This is a genomic window from Pseudomonas sp. NPDC078416 (genome assembly GCF_050268485.1).
Taxonomy (GTDB): domain Bacteria; phylum Pseudomonadota; class Gammaproteobacteria; order Pseudomonadales; family Pseudomonadaceae; genus Aquipseudomonas.
Window position 1 is genome coordinate 1 of record NZ_JBNNGV010000017.1, and the last position, 17,870, is coordinate 17,870.

Annotated in this window: 20 protein-coding genes; 9 read left to right on the plus strand and 11 right to left on the minus strand. The window is 62.5% G+C overall.

The window, feature by feature from the left end:
- The 4 genes from ACQKEN_RS15690 to ACQKEN_RS15705 all read right to left on the minus strand — a co-directional run.
- Positions 1–372 (minus strand): universal stress protein (locus ACQKEN_RS15690; RefSeq protein ID WP_427686808.1); only part of this gene is annotated, 372 nt, incomplete at its 3' end.
- A 94-nt stretch (positions 373–466) separates the two neighbouring features.
- Positions 467–1,387 carry a 5'-nucleotidase gene (locus ACQKEN_RS15695; protein WP_427686810.1) on the minus strand — a complete coding sequence of 307 codons (921 nt, stop codon included), beginning with the start codon at positions 1,385–1,387 and terminating at the stop codon, positions 467–469.
- A 46-nt stretch (positions 1,388–1,433) separates the two neighbouring features.
- Positions 1,434–2,402, minus strand: coding sequence for a putative 2-dehydropantoate 2-reductase (locus tag ACQKEN_RS15700; protein WP_427686812.1), 969 nt, complete (start codon positions 2,400–2,402; stop codon positions 1,434–1,436).
- Positions 2,403–2,414: 12 nt separating this feature from the next.
- Positions 2,415–2,750: a thioredoxin gene (locus tag ACQKEN_RS15705; protein ID WP_427686814.1), complete on the minus strand. Its 336-nt coding sequence runs from the start codon at positions 2,748–2,750 to the stop codon at positions 2,415–2,417.
- 217 nt (positions 2,751–2,967) lie between these two features.
- Between ACQKEN_RS15705 and ACQKEN_RS15710 the strand changes: the two genes are divergently transcribed.
- Entirely contained in the window at positions 2,968–4,044 is a 1,077-nt protein-coding gene (locus tag ACQKEN_RS15710; protein WP_427686815.1) for a 3-deoxy-7-phosphoheptulonate synthase, read from the plus strand.
- Between the two features lie 63 nt (positions 4,045–4,107).
- Here the strand turns inward: ACQKEN_RS15710 and ACQKEN_RS15715 are convergent, their stop codons facing one another.
- On the minus strand, positions 4,108–4,389 hold the full coding sequence (locus ACQKEN_RS15715) for a GNAT family N-acetyltransferase (protein WP_065988521.1): 282 nt from the start codon (positions 4,387–4,389) through the stop codon (positions 4,108–4,110).
- A 636-nt stretch (positions 4,390–5,025) separates the two neighbouring features.
- Between ACQKEN_RS15715 and ACQKEN_RS15720 the strand changes: the two genes are divergently transcribed.
- Entirely contained in the window at positions 5,026–5,277 is a 252-nt protein-coding gene (locus ACQKEN_RS15720; protein ID WP_065988522.1) for an Lpp/OprI family alanine-zipper lipoprotein, read from the plus strand.
- A 176-nt stretch (positions 5,278–5,453) separates the two neighbouring features.
- Here the strand turns inward: ACQKEN_RS15720 and ACQKEN_RS15725 are convergent, their stop codons facing one another.
- From ACQKEN_RS15725 to ACQKEN_RS15740, 4 genes are all read right to left on the minus strand, one after another.
- The gene (locus ACQKEN_RS15725) at positions 5,454–6,422 is read right to left on the minus strand and encodes a L,D-transpeptidase family protein (protein ID WP_427686817.1); all 969 of its coding nucleotides are present in this window, start codon (positions 6,420–6,422) and stop codon (positions 5,454–5,456) included.
- An 80-nt stretch (positions 6,423–6,502) separates the two neighbouring features.
- On the minus strand, positions 6,503–6,799 hold the full coding sequence (locus ACQKEN_RS15730; protein ID WP_427686819.1) for a hypothetical protein: 297 nt from the start codon (positions 6,797–6,799) through the stop codon (positions 6,503–6,505).
- A 71-nt stretch (positions 6,800–6,870) separates the two neighbouring features.
- A complete protein-coding gene (locus ACQKEN_RS15735; RefSeq protein ID WP_427686821.1) occupies positions 6,871–7,329 on the minus strand; it encodes a thiol-disulfide oxidoreductase DCC family protein in 459 nt (152 codons plus the stop codon).
- Positions 7,330–7,450: 121 nt separating this feature from the next.
- Complete coding sequence (locus tag ACQKEN_RS15740) at positions 7,451–8,056, minus strand: arylesterase (RefSeq protein ID WP_427686822.1); 606 nt, start codon at positions 8,054–8,056, stop codon at positions 7,451–7,453.
- A 10-nt stretch (positions 8,057–8,066) separates the two neighbouring features.
- Here ACQKEN_RS15740 and ACQKEN_RS15745 point away from each other — a divergent pair, with 10 nt between their 5' ends.
- Entirely contained in the window at positions 8,067–8,750 is a 684-nt protein-coding gene (locus tag ACQKEN_RS15745; protein WP_065988527.1) for an ABC transporter ATP-binding protein, read from the plus strand.
- On the plus strand, positions 8,750–11,263 hold the full coding sequence (locus ACQKEN_RS15750; RefSeq protein WP_427686824.1) for an ABC transporter permease: 2,514 nt from the start codon (positions 8,750–8,752) through the stop codon (positions 11,261–11,263). The genes ACQKEN_RS15745 and ACQKEN_RS15750 overlap by 1 nt, the downstream gene beginning before the upstream one ends.
- 78 nt (positions 11,264–11,341) lie before the next feature.
- Here ACQKEN_RS15750 and greB read toward each other — a convergent pair whose 3' ends face one another.
- Together greB and ACQKEN_RS15760 are read right to left on the minus strand one after the other, a co-directional pair.
- A complete protein-coding gene (gene greB / locus ACQKEN_RS15755) occupies positions 11,342–11,815 on the minus strand; it encodes a transcription elongation factor GreB (protein ID WP_427686964.1) in 474 nt (157 codons plus the stop codon).
- A 132-nt stretch (positions 11,816–11,947) separates the two neighbouring features.
- Complete coding sequence (locus tag ACQKEN_RS15760) at positions 11,948–12,982, minus strand: GlxA family transcriptional regulator (RefSeq protein WP_427686826.1); 1,035 nt, start codon at positions 12,980–12,982, stop codon at positions 11,948–11,950.
- A 203-nt stretch (positions 12,983–13,185) separates the two neighbouring features.
- Between ACQKEN_RS15760 and ACQKEN_RS15765 the strand changes: the two genes are divergently transcribed.
- The 5 genes from ACQKEN_RS15765 to ACQKEN_RS15785 all read left to right on the plus strand — a co-directional run bounded on the left by ACQKEN_RS15765 (position 13,186) and on the right by ACQKEN_RS15785 (position 17,797).
- Entirely contained in the window at positions 13,186–14,364 is a 1,179-nt protein-coding gene (locus ACQKEN_RS15765) for a GGDEF domain-containing protein (RefSeq protein WP_427686827.1), read from the plus strand.
- Between the two features lie 24 nt (positions 14,365–14,388).
- A complete protein-coding gene (locus ACQKEN_RS15770) occupies positions 14,389–14,907 on the plus strand; it encodes a GNAT family N-acetyltransferase (protein WP_427686829.1) in 519 nt (172 codons plus the stop codon).
- A gap of 517 nt (positions 14,908–15,424) precedes the next feature.
- Positions 15,425–15,775, plus strand: coding sequence for a hypothetical protein (locus tag ACQKEN_RS15775; protein WP_146175906.1), 351 nt, complete (start codon positions 15,425–15,427; stop codon positions 15,773–15,775).
- A gap of 354 nt (positions 15,776–16,129) precedes the next feature.
- A complete protein-coding gene (locus ACQKEN_RS15780; protein ID WP_427686831.1) occupies positions 16,130–16,612 on the plus strand; it encodes a DUF2938 family protein in 483 nt (160 codons plus the stop codon).
- Between the two features lie 123 nt (positions 16,613–16,735).
- Positions 16,736–17,797, plus strand: coding sequence for an SDR family oxidoreductase (locus ACQKEN_RS15785; protein WP_427686833.1), 1,062 nt, complete (start codon positions 16,736–16,738; stop codon positions 17,795–17,797).
- The last annotated feature ends 73 nt before the right edge of the window (positions 17,798–17,870 follow it).

Here is a 17,870-nt window from a genome sequence, read left to right on the forward strand (position 1 = left end):
CACCACCAGCAGGTCGACGCCCAGCAGACGCGCCTGATCGAGTATCACATTGGAGGGGTCGCCCTGGACCACACGGACACTGCGGATCAGCGCCAGGTCTTCATGGCCCTCGCCCAGTTCTTCACGAAAACTGGCCAGCACCCGCGCTTCGATGCCGTCGATCACCGTGTTGACACCCTCGCTGTGCAGCTCTTTGAGCACGTCTGCGGCGAGATAACTCTGCAGCACCGACTCGGCGAACAGGCCCATGGGTTCCACCACATGCACGACATGCAGCTCGGCATCGAAGGTGCGCGCCAGCACCAGCGCGTGCTGCAGCGTATACGGCGCATAAGCGCCGAGGTCCGTGGCGTAGAGCATCGAGCGGATCATGGGACCCCCGGTCAGCCTGTGAAGTGAAGACTTAATCAGCGTAGCAGCGCGCCGCCCACTGCGACGGCCGACTGTTGCTTTTCGGTCTAACGCCTCAGGGTTTTAGCTCGTTGCTGATGCCGTGGGGCACATGCCCGGTCGCCACGACGTCGCGCGCCCGCTCACAGTGGCCTGGCTGATCGTCGAAGAACACGTCCGCAGCGAAGGCTTCGAGAAACGCCGACTTGTCCAGGCCGCCGAGAAACAGTGACTCATCCAGACGGATGTCCCATTCGCGCAGCGTACGGATCACCCGCTCGTGAGCCGGGGCCGAACGTGCGGTGACCAGCGCCGTGCGAATCGGGCAGGACTCTTCAGGGAATTCGCGCTGCAGGGCGTTCAATGCCGCGAGAAAGGGTTTGAACGGCCCGCCGGGCAAGGGCCGTCGCGCCGCCTCGCGCTCGTTGGCCTGGAACGCCTCGAGCCCGCCGGACTGATACACGCGCTCGGACTCATCGGAAAACAGCACGGCGTCACCGTCGAAAGCGATGCGTAGTTCGGCGCTGGCCGCACGCCGGGCGCCGCCGGAGAGGATGGTCGCAGCGGCGAAGCCCGCATCCAGCGCGCTGCGCACGTCTTCGGCGTGGGTCGAGAGAAACAGATGACTGCCGAAAGCGGCCAGATACGGAAACGGACTGCGCCCGCCGACGAACGCGGCGCGGGAAATGTCCAGACCGTAATGCTGAATCGAGTTGAACACGCGCAAGCCGGTGTCGGCGCTGTTGCGCGAGACCAGCACCACTTCCACCCGGGACTGATTCAGGCTGGCATTCAGGCTCAGCAGTTTTTCCACCAGGCGGAACGCGTCACCGGGCTCGAGGATTTCATCTTCGTGGTCGATCTGGTACTGACGATAGGCCGCGACCCCGCTGGCCATATAAACGTCATGGCTTTCCCGCAAGTCAAACAGCGCCCGCGAGGAAATCGCCAGCACCAGCTTGCTCCCCGGGGTTTTAACGTTCAGCTCAGTGCTCATCAGGCTTCCTTAAAGCAGGAGGTGGGCAAGCGCACGGCCATGACCGTCAACGATTGCCGCGGTCAATAAACGCCAGCGCGTGATACAGGGCGCGCACCTTGGGCATGTCGCAGCCCGCGGCAAGCGCAGCGGCGAGGGGCCGGACGTAGATGGCGTCGAGTTCCAGCGGTCGTTTTTCGGTGAAGTCGTGGTACATGCTCGGCCGGTAATCGGGCATATGGCTGGTGACCTTGAGCAATTGCTCGGCATAACCTTCCGGCAGCACGTGACCGCACGCTTCAGCGCCCTGCACCACTTCCGTCATCAGGCCCTGGATAAGCGCGCGACTGTCGGCGTCGGCCATCAGCGGCGTGGTGCTGGCGTTGAGCAGCACGGAAAGCCCGTTATAGGGTACGTTCCACACCAGCTTCTGCCAGCGCGCCTTGTCGAGATTGCCCATCGCCACAGAGTCAATGCCCGCCTGGTGAAACAGCGAAGCGCCCTGCTCGACCCAGTGCCCGCGCGTTGCCGTATCGGCCGGCCCGCTGTGATAACCGATATTCACGGCACCGAAGGCCTGATGGGTAATCTGCCCCGGACCCGTGCGGTACACGCAGACAAAACACAGGCCGCCCAATAGATGCAGGGAGTCGGGTAGCTCGGCGCGCAATTCTTCCTCGACGCCCAGCCCGTTTTGCAGCAGCAGAACCTTGGCGTCCGGCGCCGCGGCCTGAACGATGGCGGAGGCCACCCCGCCAGTGCCGGTGGTCTTGGCGCCGATCAGCAACCAGTCGCAGGGCGGCATGTCGGCCGCTGAGGCGTACGCCTGGACATGTTCCAGCGCTAACGGGCCGTGCACCTGACTGTCCACGCGCAGGCCGTTGCGGGCGACGGCATCGAATTCGCTGCGCAGCAGAAAATGCACATCAAAGCCGGCCCTGGCCAGCATCACGCCGTAGAAGCCGCCGATCGCACCGGTGCCGATGATGCCGATCCGGGGTTTGGTTGCGCTTTCGCTCGCTGCACTTTCGCTCATGGAAACTCCGCTTCAGGGTAATTCGTCTGGTGGCGTCGCCAGCGCCTGGGCCAGGCCCGTGACAATGGCTTCAGCGGCCATCTGCGTGCGAAGGGGCCCGAAGAAGGCGCCGTCACGCACCACAAACATCGCCGGCAGATGAAACACGCCGTAGCGCTCCACCGCACCGCCGTTTTCTTCGGCATCGATCCAGCACAGGCGATCCAGCGGCAGGGATTGCCCGGGCAAATGGTGCCGCGCCCAACGGCAACTGGAGCAGCCGAGGCTGGTGAAAATCAGCAGTGAGACGCCGGGCAGGTCGAGAAGTTGCTGGTCGAGGTCGAAGTCCGTCAGTTGCAATTGATCCACGCGCTTCTCCTCTGAATGATGTTCGGTTGATTAAATGTCTGTCGCCGTCCGCAACCGGTCAGACAATGCCGCAACCGTTGGACGAAAGCCACGTTTACCCATTGTCGAACCACCGGCTAACGCGCTAAGGTTCGGCTCCCCCGTTGCGCTCAATCATGCTCGGCTCCGCCGCACGGGGACGCTGGCGGCCAGCATCCGTGACCTGATGAGTAACACGATGGCTGATTTACCGATTGACGACCTCAACGTTGCCTCCAACGAGACACTGATCACCCCGGATCAGCTGAAACGCGAAATCCCGCTGACCGCCGCCGCCCAGGCCACTGTCAGCCAGGGCCGCGAAGTCATCCGCAATATCCTCGATGGCAAGGACCACCGCCTGTTCATCGTGATCGGGCCCTGCTCGATCCACGACCTCAAGGCCGCCCACGAATACGCCGATCGCCTGAAAGCACTGGCGGCCGAGGTGTCCGACACCTTGTATCTGGTCATGCGCGTGTATTTCGAAAAGCCACGCACCACCGTCGGCTGGAAAGGCCTGATCAACGATCCGTACCTGGACGACTCTTTCAAGATTCAGGATGGCCTGCACATCGGCCGTCAGTTGCTGCGCGACCTGGCCGAAAAAGGCCTGCCAACCGCGACCGAAGCCCTTGACCCGATTTCGCCTCAGTACCTGCAGGACCTGATCAGCTGGTCGGCCATCGGTGCGCGCACCACTGAATCCCAGACTCACCGCGAAATGGCCTCGGGCCTGTCCTCGGCAGTCGGCTTCAAGAATGGCACCGACGGCGGCCTGACCGTGGCGATCAACGCCTTGCAATCGGTGTCCAGTCCCCATCGTTTCCTCGGCATCAACCAGGAAGGCGGCGTGTCCATCGTCACCACCAAGGGCAATGCCTACGGTCACGTGGTATTGCGCGGCGGCAACGGGAAGCCCAACTACGATTCGGTCAGCGTTGCCCTGTGCGAACAGGCGCTGAACAAGGCGAAGATCAAGCCGAACATCATGGTCGATTGCAGCCACGCCAACTCCAACAAGGACCCGGCGCTGCAGCCGCTGGTGATGGAGAACGTTGCCAATCAGATTCTCGAAGGCAATCAGTCGATCATCGGCCTGATGGTCGAGAGCCATCTGAACTGGGGCTGCCAGGCGATTCCCAAGGACCTCGCCGACCTGCAATACGGCGTGTCCATCACCGATGCCTGCATCGATTGGGAAAGCACCGAGAAAACCCTGCGCAGCATGCACGCCAAGCTCAAGGACGTACTGCCCCAGCGCAAGCGCGATTGACCGTCCCGCAGAAACGACAACGCCGAGCACATGCTCGGCGTTTTACTGTGTGAAGCGCTTCGGTCAGATCTTGGCAGCCTGCCGCTGGTTGCGCTCCATGTAGCGCTCCACGTAGGAGCATGAAGGAATCACGGTGTAGCCGATCCGGTCGGCGTAGTCGAGGGCCACCTTGGTCAAGGCCGCCGCTATCCCCCGCCCGCGCAGTTCGTTGGGAACGAACGTACGGTAGATATCCAGGGTCTCTTTACCCAGGTCCATGTACGTCAGATAGGCACGGTAGCCGTCGATATTGACTTCGAACTGGTGACCGGTCTCGTCATGGTGGATGGACAACGCCTCGCTCATCACTACTCCTCGCGGGTCTTGGAATTGGACCCTTACCTTATCGACATTTTCCCGGCGAAGGAACCTCTACAGGCAGTACGACTACTATTGGCTTCTGCAATAGCGCCTTCTGCAATAGAGCGGACTGCGCCACCCTGTGCCGTTTGGACACCGCGAAGAGCATCGCTGTTCTCAAACAATTTGAGCACAGGCAAATAGTAGGCGCCCTGAGCAAGTGCGCTCAAGTGAATCAACTGTTAATTGCGCTGCCGAGCATCTGACGGAGTGAGCCCACGGAACCTGTTGTCGCCGAGCACTGTCCATTCAGACGCAACGCCCGGTATTAAGTCACTTGATGGCCTTTTCAAGCGGCCGTCCATGATGCGCTTGTCACGATAATCGACTATACAAAAAAGGTCGCCGGTACCGCGAAATCGCCCGGACCGGCGTCACCTGACAGACGCCTTTGCCTGAGGTTTATCCTGTGCGAAGAAAAAGCGTGAGGAGTTGCACGGAACACGTTCAAACCCAAGAATTTTCTGCAGATCTTGCGCGCGGTCCGTTTACTTACTACAAACAATGAGTAAGATGTACGCCGGTCATTTTCTCACTCTCGAGAGATGACTAATTTGATAGAAGTCCTTTAAGGGGAACACGATGAACAACGTTCTGAAATTCTCTGCTCTGGCCCTGGCCGCAGTTCTGGCTACCGGTTGCAGCAGCGCATCCAAAGAAACCGAAGCTCGTCTGACTGCAACTGAAGACGCAGCGGCTCGCTCGCAAGCCCGTGCCGATGAAGCCTATCGCAAGGCTGACGAAGCTATGGCTGCAGCTCAAAAAGCTCAGCAAACTGCTGACGAAGCCAACGAACGCGCTCTGCGTATGTTGGACAAGGCTAGCCGCAAGTAATAATCCCTCGGGATTATTGATAAGCCGACCCGTTAACGGGTCGGCTTTTTTATTGCCCGGAGTTTGCCGACAGTCTTTCTTGATGAGGCGTTTTTCAGGCAATAAAAAACCCGCCCGCCTGCGCATTCGGCGCAGGACGGGCGGGCATCGGCATCACGCTGCTTACAGCGGGAAGGTCATTGCAGCGTCATAGGCGCGCCGCCCACCACGGGCGCTGGCGTCGTCGGCACGGCAATCTCGACCGGCATGCCGTCTTCGGCAGCCACTACGTCCCGCACCTCATCCCAATTGATTCGCAGGCTGTTGGCCAGGTCTTCACGCTTGAGCAGTGCGTTGATCACGGCGGTGTGCTTGTCGACCACCGACGGCTTGCCGCTCTCGTCCAGCGGCGTGTGCGCTTCGAGGTAGACCTTGCCGCCGCTGACGCCAAATTTGTACGGCTCGCTCATGATCCGCACGGTGGTGCCCACCGGGACCATGTCCGCCATTTCCAGCACATTGTTGTTGTACATGCGGAAGCAGCCGTGGCTAGTGCGCATGCCGATGCCGAACTTCTTGTTCGAGCCGTGGATCAGGTAACCCGGCAGACCCAGGCCGAATTTGAACGGGCCCAGCGGATTGTCCGGCCCGGCCGGCACCACGTTGGGCAGGATGTCGCCGTCGGCGGCGTGCTCGGCCTTGACCGACGCAGGCGGGGTCCAGGTCGGATTGGGCGTCTTGGCAGTGACTTTGGTGGTAGAAACCGGCGAGCCCCAGCCTTCGCGGCCAATGCCCAGCGGGAAGGTGTACACCACGTTCCGCCCTTTCGGGTAGTAGTACAAACGGTACTCGGCGAGGTTGATGACGATGCCTTCGCGAGGACCCGGCGGCAGGATGAAACGCGTCGGCAACACCACCTGGGTGCCTGCGCCCGGCAGCCAGGCATCGACGCCGGGGTTGGCAGCGATCATTTCCAGGTAGCCCAGGTCGTAGCGCGTGGCCAGGTCGGCGAAGGTGTCTTCGTATTTGGCGGTCACGGTCTGCACCTGGCCGATGATGTCCTCACCGGGCGGCGGCAACGGAAACTCCAGGGCGGAGACGGGGCCGGCCGCGCACAGCGCAGCGAGCGACAGACAGCGGGCGAAAGCTGGAATGCGCGACAACATCCGGAGAATCCTTGGTAAACGAAGGCTTGATTGTGCGCGATTGTACACGCACGCCTGCCCGTCCGGGAGTGCTCGCGCCCTTAAACGCCGGTCTCCAGTTCCGGCCAGATCGGATGCCAGCCGCGCCGTTGCGCGTCGATGATCGCCCGGCACAGCGGGCACAGCCGCTCATCCTGATAAACCGCCTGCTGGACTTCCGACCAGCGCGGCTGGGCGGGCAGCAAGGTGCCGCACAACGTGCGGTCGGCCGAGCCTGCCAGTTCGAGCTGGCGAGCGACCAGGTGCACGAGGATTTCCTGGCACGCGAACAGGTCGAGCTGTTCGTCAGGCTCGATCAATTGATAGGCATAAAGGGACCAGGCAGGACGGCGCGGCATTGGGGGCTCCAGAGCGGGGGCGCCACATTAGCCGAAAGCCCCCGTCCGGAAAAGGCCTGCAGGCCTTTAAATCAGCGGTTTTGATCTGAAGGTCTGGAAACCGCGCAACGGTCGTCGCGGCATCGACGGCTGCCCTCCGGATGAGGTAACCACGCCAACTGGGGACGAAAGCGGCAGAACAGCCGATAACCGACGTTGAGCAAAGGCCGCAGGGGCCGCCATGACAGCGGCGCAGCCCAGGCGCCAAGCCCGGCGGCGCGCCAGCTCCAGAGGGTGGCGTCCAGGCCCGTGACCCAGGTGCCATCGTCGAATCGGGCGTGCAACACAGACTGCATCTGATCATGGGTGAATCCGAGGGCCTGTGCATCAAAGCCCTCTTCGCTGATGTCGACGAACACCAATCGCGCGGCTGTAGCGTCTGGACCTGCGTGCGCGGAAGCGTGGGAACGCAGGAGCTTGATCTCCCGCGCGCAAAGCGGGCAGTCACCGTCGAAGTACAGCGTGAGTGGCCACTGCTCTTTCTTGTACATCTTCTCGGTCCTGTATAGGTTTGGGCCACCATAGGCGCAAACCCGACGGCTGGCAATGAGCGGTCCCTCGCACCTGATGGCCGACGCCCTGCCTGTATCGGCCTGATGTTTGCGGCGGCGACTAAAGCAACGGCTTCAGGACCGGCCAGACGTTATCCAGCAGATAAGGCTGAGCCGGGGCATTGGGGTGAATGCCGTCCTGTTGGGTCATGTCAGGCCTGCCGCCTACGCCTTCCAGCATGAAGGGGACCAGCGCGACATTGGTGGCTTCGGCGACTTTCGGGTACACCGCCGCGAAGGCCGTGGTGTAGCGCTCACCGTAGTTCGGCGGAATTTTCATCCCCAGCAAGAGCACCTTGGCCCCGGCCGCTTTGGATTGCTCAACCATGTCGGTAAGGTTTTGTTGCAATTGCGCGGGTGGCTGCCCGCGCAAGCCATCATTACCCCCCAGTTCGAGGATCACCAGATCCGGTTTGTGCTCGGCAAGCAGCGTCGGCAGCCGCGCCTGGCCCCCCGCACTGGTGTCGCCGCTGACCGACGCATTGACCACTTTTTCCTTGAAGCCTTCCTTCGCCAGACGCTGTTCCAGCAGACTGACCCAACCGACCCGGGTATCCAGGCCGAAAGCCGCGCTGATACTATCGCCAACGATCAGCACCGTGCCTGCCATCGCGCCTTGTGATACCAGCAGCAAACCCAGGCCAGCACTTAAAAACCACGCACGCATCGGATTCTCCATGAGCGAAAGTATTCTCAGTGCTCGGAACCTCAGCAAAGTGGTCCCAAGCACCGAAGGTGACTTGACCATCCTGCACGAACTCTCCCTGGAACTAAACAAGGGCGACACGCTGGCCATCGTCGGCGCGTCGGGCTCGGGCAAATCCACTCTCCTCGGCCTGCTGGCCGGCCTCGACCTGCCCAGCGCCGGTTCCGTCGTCCTATCGGGGCGCAATCTCAGCGAGCTGGATGAAGATCAGCGCGCCCGGGTTCGCGCTGAACACGTGGGCTTTGTCTTCCAGTCCTTCCAGCTGCTCGACAGCCTGAATGCGCTGGAAAACGTCATGCTGCCAATGGAGCTGGAGGGCCGCAAAGACGCCCGTGATCAGGCCCGGCATCTGCTGGAACGCGTTGGCCTGGGTCAGCGTTTGACCCACACGCCACGGCAACTGTCGGGCGGCGAGCAGCAACGGGTCGCCATCGCCCGCGCGTTTGCCGCCGACCCGGACGTGCTGTTCGCCGATGAACCTACCGGCAACCTGGACAGCCACACCGGCGAGCGCATCAGCGATCTGCTGTTCGAGCTGAACCAGGAACGCAACACCACCCTGGTGCTGGTCACCCACGATGAGCGCCTGGCCCACCGTTGCCGGCGTCTGATTCGTCTCGAAGGTGGCCGACTGGTCGCCCCAATGGAGCCCTGATGGCACGCCTGCCTTTTTCACGCCTGCTTAGCCTCGCGGCGCGCCAGCTCATGCGCGATGCCCGTGCCGGCGAGCTGCGCGTGCTGTTCTTCGCGTTGGTGGTGGCGGTTGCCGCCAGCACGGCCATTGGTTATTTCGGCGCGCGCCTGAACAGCGCCATGCTGTTGCGAGCGACCGAGTTTCTCGGCGCCGACCTGATCCTCGGCGGCTCCGCGCCGGCAACCCCTGCGCAGATCGACGCCGGCAAGGCGCTGAAGCTGGATCACTCGCAGATCGTGATTTTCTCCAGCGTGGTGGCCACCGATAACGGCATCCAGCTGGCCAGCGTCAAGGCCGTCGATGGGGCGTACCCGTTGCGGGGCGAGCTGAAAAGTGCCCCTGCTCCCTACGAGGCCGAAACCGTAGGCGGAGAGCCGCAAGCCGGTGAAGCCTGGGCAGAAGCGCGGATTCTGGTGGCGCTGAACCTCAAAGTCGGCGACAGCATCGACGTCGGCTCCAAGACCTTGAAGCTGACCCGCGTGCTGACCTACGAACCCGACCGCGCTGGCAACTTCTACAGCCTGACGCCTCGGGTGATGATCAACATGGCGGACCTTGAAGCCACCAAGGTCGTGCAGCCCGGCAGCCGCGTCAGTTATCGGGATCTGTGGCGCGGCACGCCGCAAGACCTCGCTGCCTACCGCAAGGCCGTTGAACCCGGGCTGGCGCCAAACCAGAAAATCGACGACGCCCGGGATGGCAATCAACAGATCGGTGGCGCCCTGGGCAAGGCCGAGCGTTACCTGAACATGGCCAGTCTGGTCGCGGTGCTGCTGGCCGGCGTGGCGGTGGCCTTGTCGGCGGCGCGTTTCGCGGCTCGCCGGTTCGATGCCAGTGCGCTGTTGCGTTGCCTGGGCCTGTCGCGCAATGAAGCGCTGGCGCTGTTCGGTCTGCAGCTCGCCATGCTGGGCGTTGCGGCCAGCGCAGCGGGCGCCCTGCTCGGCTGGTTTGCCCAACTGGGCCTGTTTCATTTGCTGGAAAGCCTGCTGCCCGCCGCCGTGCCGCCGGGTGGCTGGCTGCCGGCAGTCGCCGGTATCGGCACAGGGCTCGTTGCCCTGGCCGGCTTTGCACTGCCGCCGCTGGCAGCGCTGGGTCGCGTGCCGCCGCTAAGGGTGTTGCGTCGGGACATGCTGCCGATCCTGGCCAGCACCTGGCTGGTCTATGGCGCAGCGCTGTTCGCGCTGGGCCTGATCATGTGGCGCCTGAGTCTGGACCTGGTGCTGACCTTCGCCCTGCTCGGCGGCGGCCTGATCGCAGCGCTGGTGCTCGGCGGTGTCTTGCTGCTGGCCCTGAAAAGCCTGCGCCGCTTGCTGGCCGGGGCATCGCTGCCGTGGCGTCTGGGCCTGGGTCAGCTGTTGCGCCATCCCATGGCCGCAGCGGGTCAGTCCTTGGCATTCGGTCTGATCCTGCTGTCCATGGGGTTGATTGCGCTGCTGCGCGGCGAGCTGCTCGACACCTGGCAGAACCAACTGCCCAAGGATGCGCCAAACTACTTCGCGCTGAATATCCTGCCCAACGACAAGGACAACTTCGCCGAACGCATGGGCCGCCTGTCGACGCACAGCGCGCCGTTGTACCCGATGATTCCGGGGCGCTTGATGACGATCAACGGCGAGCCGGTGAGCAAGTTCGTCACCAAGGACTCGCGTGGCGAAAACGCCACCCAGCGCGACCTCAACCTGACGTGGGCTGCAACGCTGCCGGAAGGCAACAGCATCACCGCCGGGCAATGGTGGGCGAGCGATCAGCCGCCTGCGGAGGGCGTGGTTCCCGGCGTGTCGGTGGAAACCAAACTGGCCAACAGCCTGAACATGAAGCTGGGCGACACCCTCGGCTTCGTGATCGGCGGGCTGACCCGCGAGGTCAAGGTCACCAGCCTGCGCGACATCAACTGGGACACCTTTCAGCCCAACTTCTTCATGATCTTCCAGCCCGGCACACTCAAGGACGTGCCGGCCACGTACCTGACCAGTTTCTATCTGGCACCGGGCAATGATCAGCAGATCGTCGAACTGTCCCGGGCCTTCCCGGCAGTGACGATCCTGCAGGTGGAGGCGTTGCTGGAGCAACTGCGCAGCATTCTCGATCAGGTGACGATGGCGGTGCAGTACGTGCTGCTGTTCGTGCTGGCGGCGGGGATGGCGGTGTTGTTCTCCGGCTTGCAGGCGACGCTGGATGAGCGGATTCGACAGGGCGCGCTGTTACGGGCACTGGGCGCCAACCGCGCGTTGCTGACCAAAGCCCGGCGCATCGAGTTCGGCCTGCTCGGGGCGGTCAGCGGTGTGCTGGCGGCGATTGGCTGTGAGCTGGTGAGCTTTGTCCTCTACCGTTACGCCTTCAACCTGCAATGGCACCCCCACGCCTGGCTGCTGGTGCTGCCACTCATCGGCACCTTGCTGGTCGGCGGCGCGGGCGTGTTCGGCACGCGGCGGGCGCTGAACGCCAGTCCACTGCAAGTGCTGCGCGAGGGTTAGCCTCGGGGTATGACGGGGGCGGCACTGCGCCGTCCTCCCTCCACCCAAATAGCCGGACCGGCGACCGCAAGGCCGCGGCTATTTCTGGTATTCGATTTTAGTGATCCACCATTGCTTGCTGCCGGACGGCACCGGCACCGAGACCTCGTCGCCGACTTCCTTCTTCAGCAGCGCCCGGGCCATGGGTGAATCGATGGAGATGTAGTCCATGCGCCCATAGATCTCGTCATAACCGACGACGCGGAAACGCTTGCTCTCGCCTTCTTCGTCCTCGACTTCAACCCAGGCGCCGAAGAACACCCGGCCCTCCTGCTCCGGCGAATAAGCGACCACGCGCATGTCTTCCAGCCGCTTGCGCAAGTAGCGCACGCGCCGGTCGATTTCGCGCAGCAGCTTCTTGTTGTACTGATAATCGGCATTCTCGCTGCGATCACCCAGGGAAGCGGCCCAGGCCACTTTTTGCGTGATGTCAGGCCGGTGCTCGCGCCAGAGGTAGTCGAGCTCCTTCTTCAGGGCGGCATGGCCCTCGACGGTGATTATCTTGGTACTGATTTCACTCATTAACGCTGTCTCTGTGCGGGCGAGCCTGGATCCGGCCGGTCTGTACTTGCCTGGCCCGGCCCTGTCCTTATCAAAACGAAGCCTACAGGGTTGGGCTGGCGGGTGGGTAAATCAAGGCGGCGCTCATTTGACCAGACGCTTTTCCTTCGAGGGCCGATAACCGAAGTACGCGCTGTAGCATTTGCTGAAATGGCTCGGCGAGACAAACCCGCAGGCCACCAGCACCTCCACCTGCGAAAGCTCGGTGTGCTGAAGGAGGCGCCGGGCCTCGGTGATGCGCAACTCCAGGTAGTAGCGTTGCGGGGTGGTGCCCAACTGCTCCTGGAAGAGCCGCTCGATCTGTCGCCGCGAACGCCCCGCGTACTCCGCCAGTTGCTCAAGCTCGAGGGGCTCCTCAAGGTTGGCGTCCATCAACTTGACCACCTCCCTGAGCGGCGCACTGACCGTCATGTTCCGGCTCGGCTTGATCCGCCGATAACGTGATTCCTCGAAAGACAGAATGTCCTCGATGCCTTCGATCAGGGCTTTGTCGTGCAGGGTCTTGATCCATTCCAGTGCCATATGGAACGCTCCCGCCGGGCTTGCGGCGGTGAGGCGATCGCGGTCGATGACGAAGGCTTCGCTGGTCACTTCGCTGACTTTGCAGATCTCCGCCAGGGCGGCGCGGTGCTCAGGGTGAATGGCGCACCGGTAGCCATCGAGCAGACCCGCCGAGCCGAGAAACCAGGCCCCGTTCCACAGCCCGGCGAGGGCAATGCCCTGCTCGGCGGCGATGCTCAGCAGGTGCGCCAATTGCTCATCGGCCTTGAGCTCCGTGCGATAACCGCCACAGATCACCAGCAAGTCCAGGTCCTTGAGCGCAGAAACGTCGAGCTGCGCGTCGGGCCGGATTACAAGCCCCAGGTCGCTGATCACCTCGCCCGCGTGCAAGCCGAATGTCCGTGACGAGAACAGGTCGGGGCGCAGTAGGTTGGCGGTGACGAATGTGTCCAGGGCCTGGGTGAAGGCCGGCAACGAAAAGTGTTCGAGCAGCACGAAACCGGTTCGGGTCCGGGCCGAGGGCGTTCGCCTGTTCTCATCCACGTAGCGAAGGTTCTTGCCCTTAAAGCCTGCGCTGAATTCTCGCCGCTCGATCACTGCCGCCTCGCTTTTCGTCATGCCTGGGTTGCCGATGGTTGCAGCCGTTCGCTGCCAAAAAAGACCTTGATCAACGGCGGCAGGACCGGGTCCGCGCCATTCTAGCGGAACGGCGCCGGCGTTAAAGTTTTGTCGGGGTGGCCGATACACAACAGCCAGCGAAAGAAAGCCTCCAGGCGCTTCGACTCGCGACGACACCGCAACCCCCACACATCAGGCTGCTTATGGCGCTCGACCCGATCACCCTGCTGACGATGACCATCGCCCTCGCTGCGGCCGCCGCGCTGTACCTCGCCGTGGAGTGGCGGACGGTGCGGGAGCCTTCGCTGCTGTTCTGGAGCGCGGGGTTTGCCACTATTTCGGTGGGCTCGACCCTGGCATTGCTGCGCAGCAGCGGCATTCTGGTGATTGGCATCTGGTTCGCCAACGGCTTGCTGGTCACCGCCCACTGGCTGTTTCTGCTGGGCGTTGCGCGGTTTACCGAGACCCGGTTGTCGCGGGCCTGGTATTTGATCTTCGTCCTGTGGATGGGGCTGCTGTTGCTGCCAGACCAGCCGTGGTGGTCGAAAGTGATGCTGGCAGCCAACTCGCTGTTGATCTCGCTGCTGATGGTCAAGGCCAGCGGGTTGCTGCGCCCTCACGGCAAGTCCCTGAGCGTCGGCGCGGTGCAGTTGCGCTATGTGCTGCTGGCCCACGGCGTGTTCTATTTTTCCAAGGCAGTCACTGCGGTGGTACCTGGCACGCTGATCGATCTGGCGGCCTTTCGTGGCGAGATCATCCAGATTTCGCTGGTTGAAGGCACAATCGCGGTGATGCTGATCGCCCTGTCCATGACGGGCTCAGAGCGTCATCGTCGGGAAAAACGCATGGCCCGGCTGGCGGCGCGGGATCCCCTGACGGCGCTGTACAACCGCCGCGCGCTGGAAATGCGCGGGCAGCGTCTGTTGGAAAACGTCTCACAGGCGCGTCCGGGAGCGCTGCTGCTGATGGACGTCGATAATTTCAAACTGGTCAACGACCTCTATGGCCACAGCGCCGGCGACCGGCTGCTGGTCGCGCTCAGCGAAATTATCCGTGGGGCCTTGCCCAATGGCTCGCTGGCCGCGCGCCTGGGCGGGGATGAATTTGTGGTGCTGCTCAGTGACACCTCCAGCGAGCATTTGCTGGCCGTGGGGAGCACGCTGCGCGAGGCCTTTCACGCGACCGCCTCGGCAACCTTTTCCACCCCCCAGCCCGTCACGTTGAGCATCGGGGCCAGCCTGTTCAGCCAACCGCCGTCCAGCCTGGCAGAGTTGATCGAGCGCAGCGATGCCGCCTTGTATGAATCCAAACGGGGTGGACGCAATCGCATTCAACTGGTAGATCAGAGCGTCAACGCCAGCGATCCGCTGCAAATACTGTGAAGGCTGAAAGAAGGATCACCCGCCATGCCCATGAGCAGCGCTCAACTGATCTACCGCGCCCCGGAACCCGATGATCTCGCCCGCCTGTTCGCCATCTACAGCGACCCGCGGACCCAGCTGTTCAATCCTTCCGGGCCAATGACCGACGAAGCCCAGGCGGCTGGGATGCTAGAAGGCTGGATCAAGCACTGGGAGACCCATGGTTACGGCTGGTGGGCGATTGCGCGCAAGGATGCGCCCGAACACATCATCGGCTTTGGCGGCATCGGGCTTCACGACTTTATGGGCGAGCAGCGGATCAATCTGGGCTATCGGTTTGCGGTTGAGGCGTGGGGAAAGGGGTTTGCCACGGAAATGGGCAGAGCGGCACTGGCGTTCGGGTTCTCGAGCTTGAACCTGGGGGATGTCTACGGCTATGTGCGGCCGACCCACGCAGCATCTATCCGCGTGCTGGAAAAAATCGGCATGAAACGTTGCGGCGAACTTGATGACGTACCGGGTCAGGCGCCAAGCCTGATGTTCAAGGCCGTGGCTGCAGGGTGAAGGCGGCGCTGTTCAGTGAGATATCTGCTCAGTGAGAAAGCTGCATTCCGCAACTGGCGTCCAGTTCATCCCACGGATGCGCCGCTTCACGGGCATAGCCGCAGGTGGGCAAATGCACAAAGGTCGCTTCCCTTTCCGCTTCGCTCTGCCTGGCTTTACAGGTCCTGCACAACACTGTGTGGTCGTTTAGCCGCCAGTGGCTGTTCCACCGGACAAGATCGTCGGTCACCATCATTATTTCCCCTCACCCTCACGTACGTAACCAGTTGATTCCACGTGGCGCAGGAGGTTTCCTTCGAGGAGTGGCTACCTGATCGGCGGTCGTCGTTTCCGGAAGTTCCGCGCATTCATGTTCTGCGCCTCGAGGTAAAACCCGAGGCCAAAACCTGCCCCATGGGCCGTTTGGGGATCGACCCGGGTTTACCCAACCTTTACCGATCCTAGACGTGGCTTTACATGGATCCGGTGTTTCATACGTCCATGGCGAACCCACTCTTTCGCCAAAGGAGACACCATGATGTCCAAGATGACCCAAGCCCTGATCCTGTCCGGTCTGCTCGCCAGCGCCGGTGCGGCGTCCGCCAGCGAACGCAACGTGATTGTGCCTGTCATCGCCGGAGCCGCTGTCGGTGCCGTACTGGCCGCGGTGATCAGTCAGTCAAACAACGACCGTCACGATCGCTATCAGGATTACCGCCCGCAACCGCGCTATGCGCCGCGCTATCAGCCGCAGTACCAGCAGGTTGTCTATGTGCCGGTGCGTGAGCGGGTCGAATACCGCCGTTTCGCGCCACCACCGCCCCACGGCTACTACGACGGCGGCTATCGCCGGGGCTTCGACCATGGCCGTGGCAATGACCGCTGGTAAGTGCTTGAGCGACCGTTAATGTGGGACCGGCTTTAGCCGGGAAGGCGGCCGGTGTCACAGCGCAAATCCAGCGGTGTTCATGCAGGCCTCTTCCCGGCTGAAGCCGGTCCCACTAAGGGAATTGCGTGCAGTCAATGGGACTGGCTGCGAGCCTGAATGTGGGACCGGCTTTAGCCGGGAAGGCGTCGGATGTCACACCGCAAATCCAGCGGTGTTCATGCAGGCCTCTTCCCGGCTGAAGCCGGTCCCACCAATGCAGCGCATGCATTCAACCCACGCGCTTTCTCTGACAAAACTGCTAACGTGTCCGGCCATCACTGGCCCATCGGCCACTGACTGCAAGCAGGGACGGACATGTTCGAATTCATCTACCTTTCAATACTCATCGGTATGGGCGGCACCGCCCTGCTGGATCTCTGGGCGTTGTTGCTCAAGGCGGTGCTGGGTTTGCCGACCCCGCCCTGGCACCTCGTCGGCCGCTGGTTTGCCGGGATGCCCAAGGGGCAGTTCGTGCACCGCAACGGCATCGGCAATTCCCCTCCCGTGCCCAGTGAGCTGGCGATTGGCTGGTTCATGCATTACACCGTCGGTGTGCTGTTTGCTGCCGCGCTGTTATTCATCTGGGGTGTGCAATGGGCCCATGCCCCGACCTTTCTTCCTCCACTCATCGTCGGGCTGGTCACCGTCGGCGCCGGCTGGTTCATCCTGCAGCCCGGCATGGGCGTTGGCGTGGCCTGCAACAAGGCACCGAAGCCGAACGTGGCGCGTCTGCAAAACGTGGTCGGGCATGTGGTTTTTGCGATTGGCATGTACGGGACGGCGCTTCTGGTCGGGTGAGCCGGCGCGGTGTGGGGTCGCACCCGGCCAATCGCGGTGAACCTATCGGCGCCAGTGCCGTTCTGAAACCTGAGGGCTACATGGTTATGAAGCCCGTTCCACTCGATCAAACAGGAGACCCCCATGACTCAAACGGCCTTGGTCGTCGGCGCCAGCGGCATCGTCGGCAGCGCAACCACTCAACTGTTGCTCGATAACGGTTGGCAGGTGGCCGCCCTCTCCCGCCGTCCCTCGCAAACGCCGGGTGTAATTCCTGTCGCGGCAGACCTGCAAGACCCGTCATCGGTCAAACAGGCCCTCGCCGACCTCAAACCGAGCCACGTCTTCCTCACCACCTGGTCGCGTCAGGCCACGGAAGCGGAAAATATCCGCGTCAACGCCGCCATGGTACGTAACGTCCTGGACGCATTGAGCCCGGCGAAGAGCGTCAAGCACGTCGCGCTGGTCACCGGGCTGAAGCATTACCTCGGCCCGTTCGAAGCTTACGGGAAAGGCACCCTGCCGCAGACGCCGTTCCGCGAATCCCAGGGTCGGCTGGACATCGAGAATTTCTATTACGCCCAGGAAGATGAAGTGTTTGCCGCCGCCAAACGCGACGGTTTCACCTGGAGCGTGCACCGTCCGCACACTGTCACCGGCGTCGCGGTGGGCAACGCGATGAACATGGCGACTACCCTTGCCGTTTACGCGTCTATCTGCAAAGCCACCGGCCGCCCGTTCGTGTTCCCCGGCTCCCGGGTGCAGTGGGACAGCCTCACCGACATGACCGACGCGCGGCAACTGGCCAAACAACAACTGTGGGCGGCCACGACGCCAGCGGCGGCGGACCAGGCGTTCAACATCACCAACGGCGACGTGTTTCGCTGGAAGTGGATGTGGGGCCAGATCGCCGAGTACTTCGGTGTGCATCCTGCTGAATTCCCGGAGAAGGTTTCCCCGCTGGAAGAGCAGATGGCCAACGATCAGGCAGCATGGGACGAGCTCGTTCGCGCCCACGGTTTGAAAGAAGCCGACATCACTCGCCTGATCTCGCCGTGGCACACCGACGCCGACCTGGGCCGCCCGATCGAAGTGGTGACCGACATGTCGAAAAGCCGGACCCTGGGCTTCAAGGAGTTTCAGGCCAGTGACCAGGCGTTCTTTGACGTGTTCGACACGTTGCGGGCCCAGCGCCTGATTCCGTAACCGCGCTGATCACGGCCATAAAAAACGCAGCGATGATTGCCGTCATCGCTGCGTTTTCGTATCCGGGCCATTT

What these genes read in the sequence shown, in the direction of transcription:
- ACQKEN_RS15695 (WP_427686810.1), bottom strand. Translation starts at nt 1,387, where the DNA reads ATGAGCACTGAGCTGAACGTTAAAACCCCGGGGAGCAAGCTGGTGCTG.
- ACQKEN_RS15710 (WP_427686815.1), top strand. Translation starts at nt 2,968, where the DNA reads ATGGCTGATTTACCGATTGACGACCTCAACGTTGCCTCCAACGAGACA.
- ACQKEN_RS15730 (WP_427686819.1), bottom strand. Translation starts at nt 6,799, where the DNA reads ATGCCGCGCCGTCCTGCCTGGTCCCTTTATGCCTATCAATTGATCGAG.
- ACQKEN_RS15725 (WP_427686817.1), bottom strand. Translation starts at nt 6,422, where the DNA reads ATGTTGTCGCGCATTCCAGCTTTCGCCCGCTGTCTGTCGCTCGCTGCG.
- ACQKEN_RS15765 (WP_427686827.1), top strand. Translation starts at nt 13,186, where the DNA reads ATGGCGCTCGACCCGATCACCCTGCTGACGATGACCATCGCCCTCGCT.
- ACQKEN_RS15720 (WP_065988522.1), top strand. Translation starts at nt 5,026, where the DNA reads ATGAACAACGTTCTGAAATTCTCTGCTCTGGCCCTGGCCGCAGTTCTG.
- ACQKEN_RS15760 (WP_427686826.1), bottom strand. Translation starts at nt 12,982, where the DNA reads ATGACGAAAAGCGAGGCGGCAGTGATCGAGCGGCGAGAATTCAGCGCA.
- ACQKEN_RS15735 (WP_427686821.1), bottom strand. Translation starts at nt 7,329, where the DNA reads ATGTACAAGAAAGAGCAGTGGCCACTCACGCTGTACTTCGACGGTGAC.
- ACQKEN_RS15715 (WP_065988521.1), bottom strand. Translation starts at nt 4,389, where the DNA reads ATGAGCGAGGCGTTGTCCATCCACCATGACGAGACCGGTCACCAGTTC.
- ACQKEN_RS15785 (WP_427686833.1), top strand. Translation starts at nt 16,736, where the DNA reads ATGACTCAAACGGCCTTGGTCGTCGGCGCCAGCGGCATCGTCGGCAGC.
- ACQKEN_RS15750 (WP_427686824.1), top strand. Translation starts at nt 8,750, where the DNA reads ATGGCACGCCTGCCTTTTTCACGCCTGCTTAGCCTCGCGGCGCGCCAG.
- ACQKEN_RS15770 (WP_427686829.1), top strand. Translation starts at nt 14,389, where the DNA reads ATGCCCATGAGCAGCGCTCAACTGATCTACCGCGCCCCGGAACCCGAT.
- ACQKEN_RS15740 (WP_427686822.1), bottom strand. Translation starts at nt 8,056, where the DNA reads ATGCGTGCGTGGTTTTTAAGTGCTGGCCTGGGTTTGCTGCTGGTATCA.
- ACQKEN_RS15780 (WP_427686831.1), top strand. Translation starts at nt 16,130, where the DNA reads ATGTTCGAATTCATCTACCTTTCAATACTCATCGGTATGGGCGGCACC.
- ACQKEN_RS15700 (WP_427686812.1), bottom strand. Translation starts at nt 2,402, where the DNA reads ATGAGCGAAAGTGCAGCGAGCGAAAGCGCAACCAAACCCCGGATCGGC.
- ACQKEN_RS15775 (WP_146175906.1), top strand. Translation starts at nt 15,425, where the DNA reads ATGTCCAAGATGACCCAAGCCCTGATCCTGTCCGGTCTGCTCGCCAGC.
- ACQKEN_RS15745 (WP_065988527.1), top strand. Translation starts at nt 8,067, where the DNA reads ATGAGCGAAAGTATTCTCAGTGCTCGGAACCTCAGCAAAGTGGTCCCA.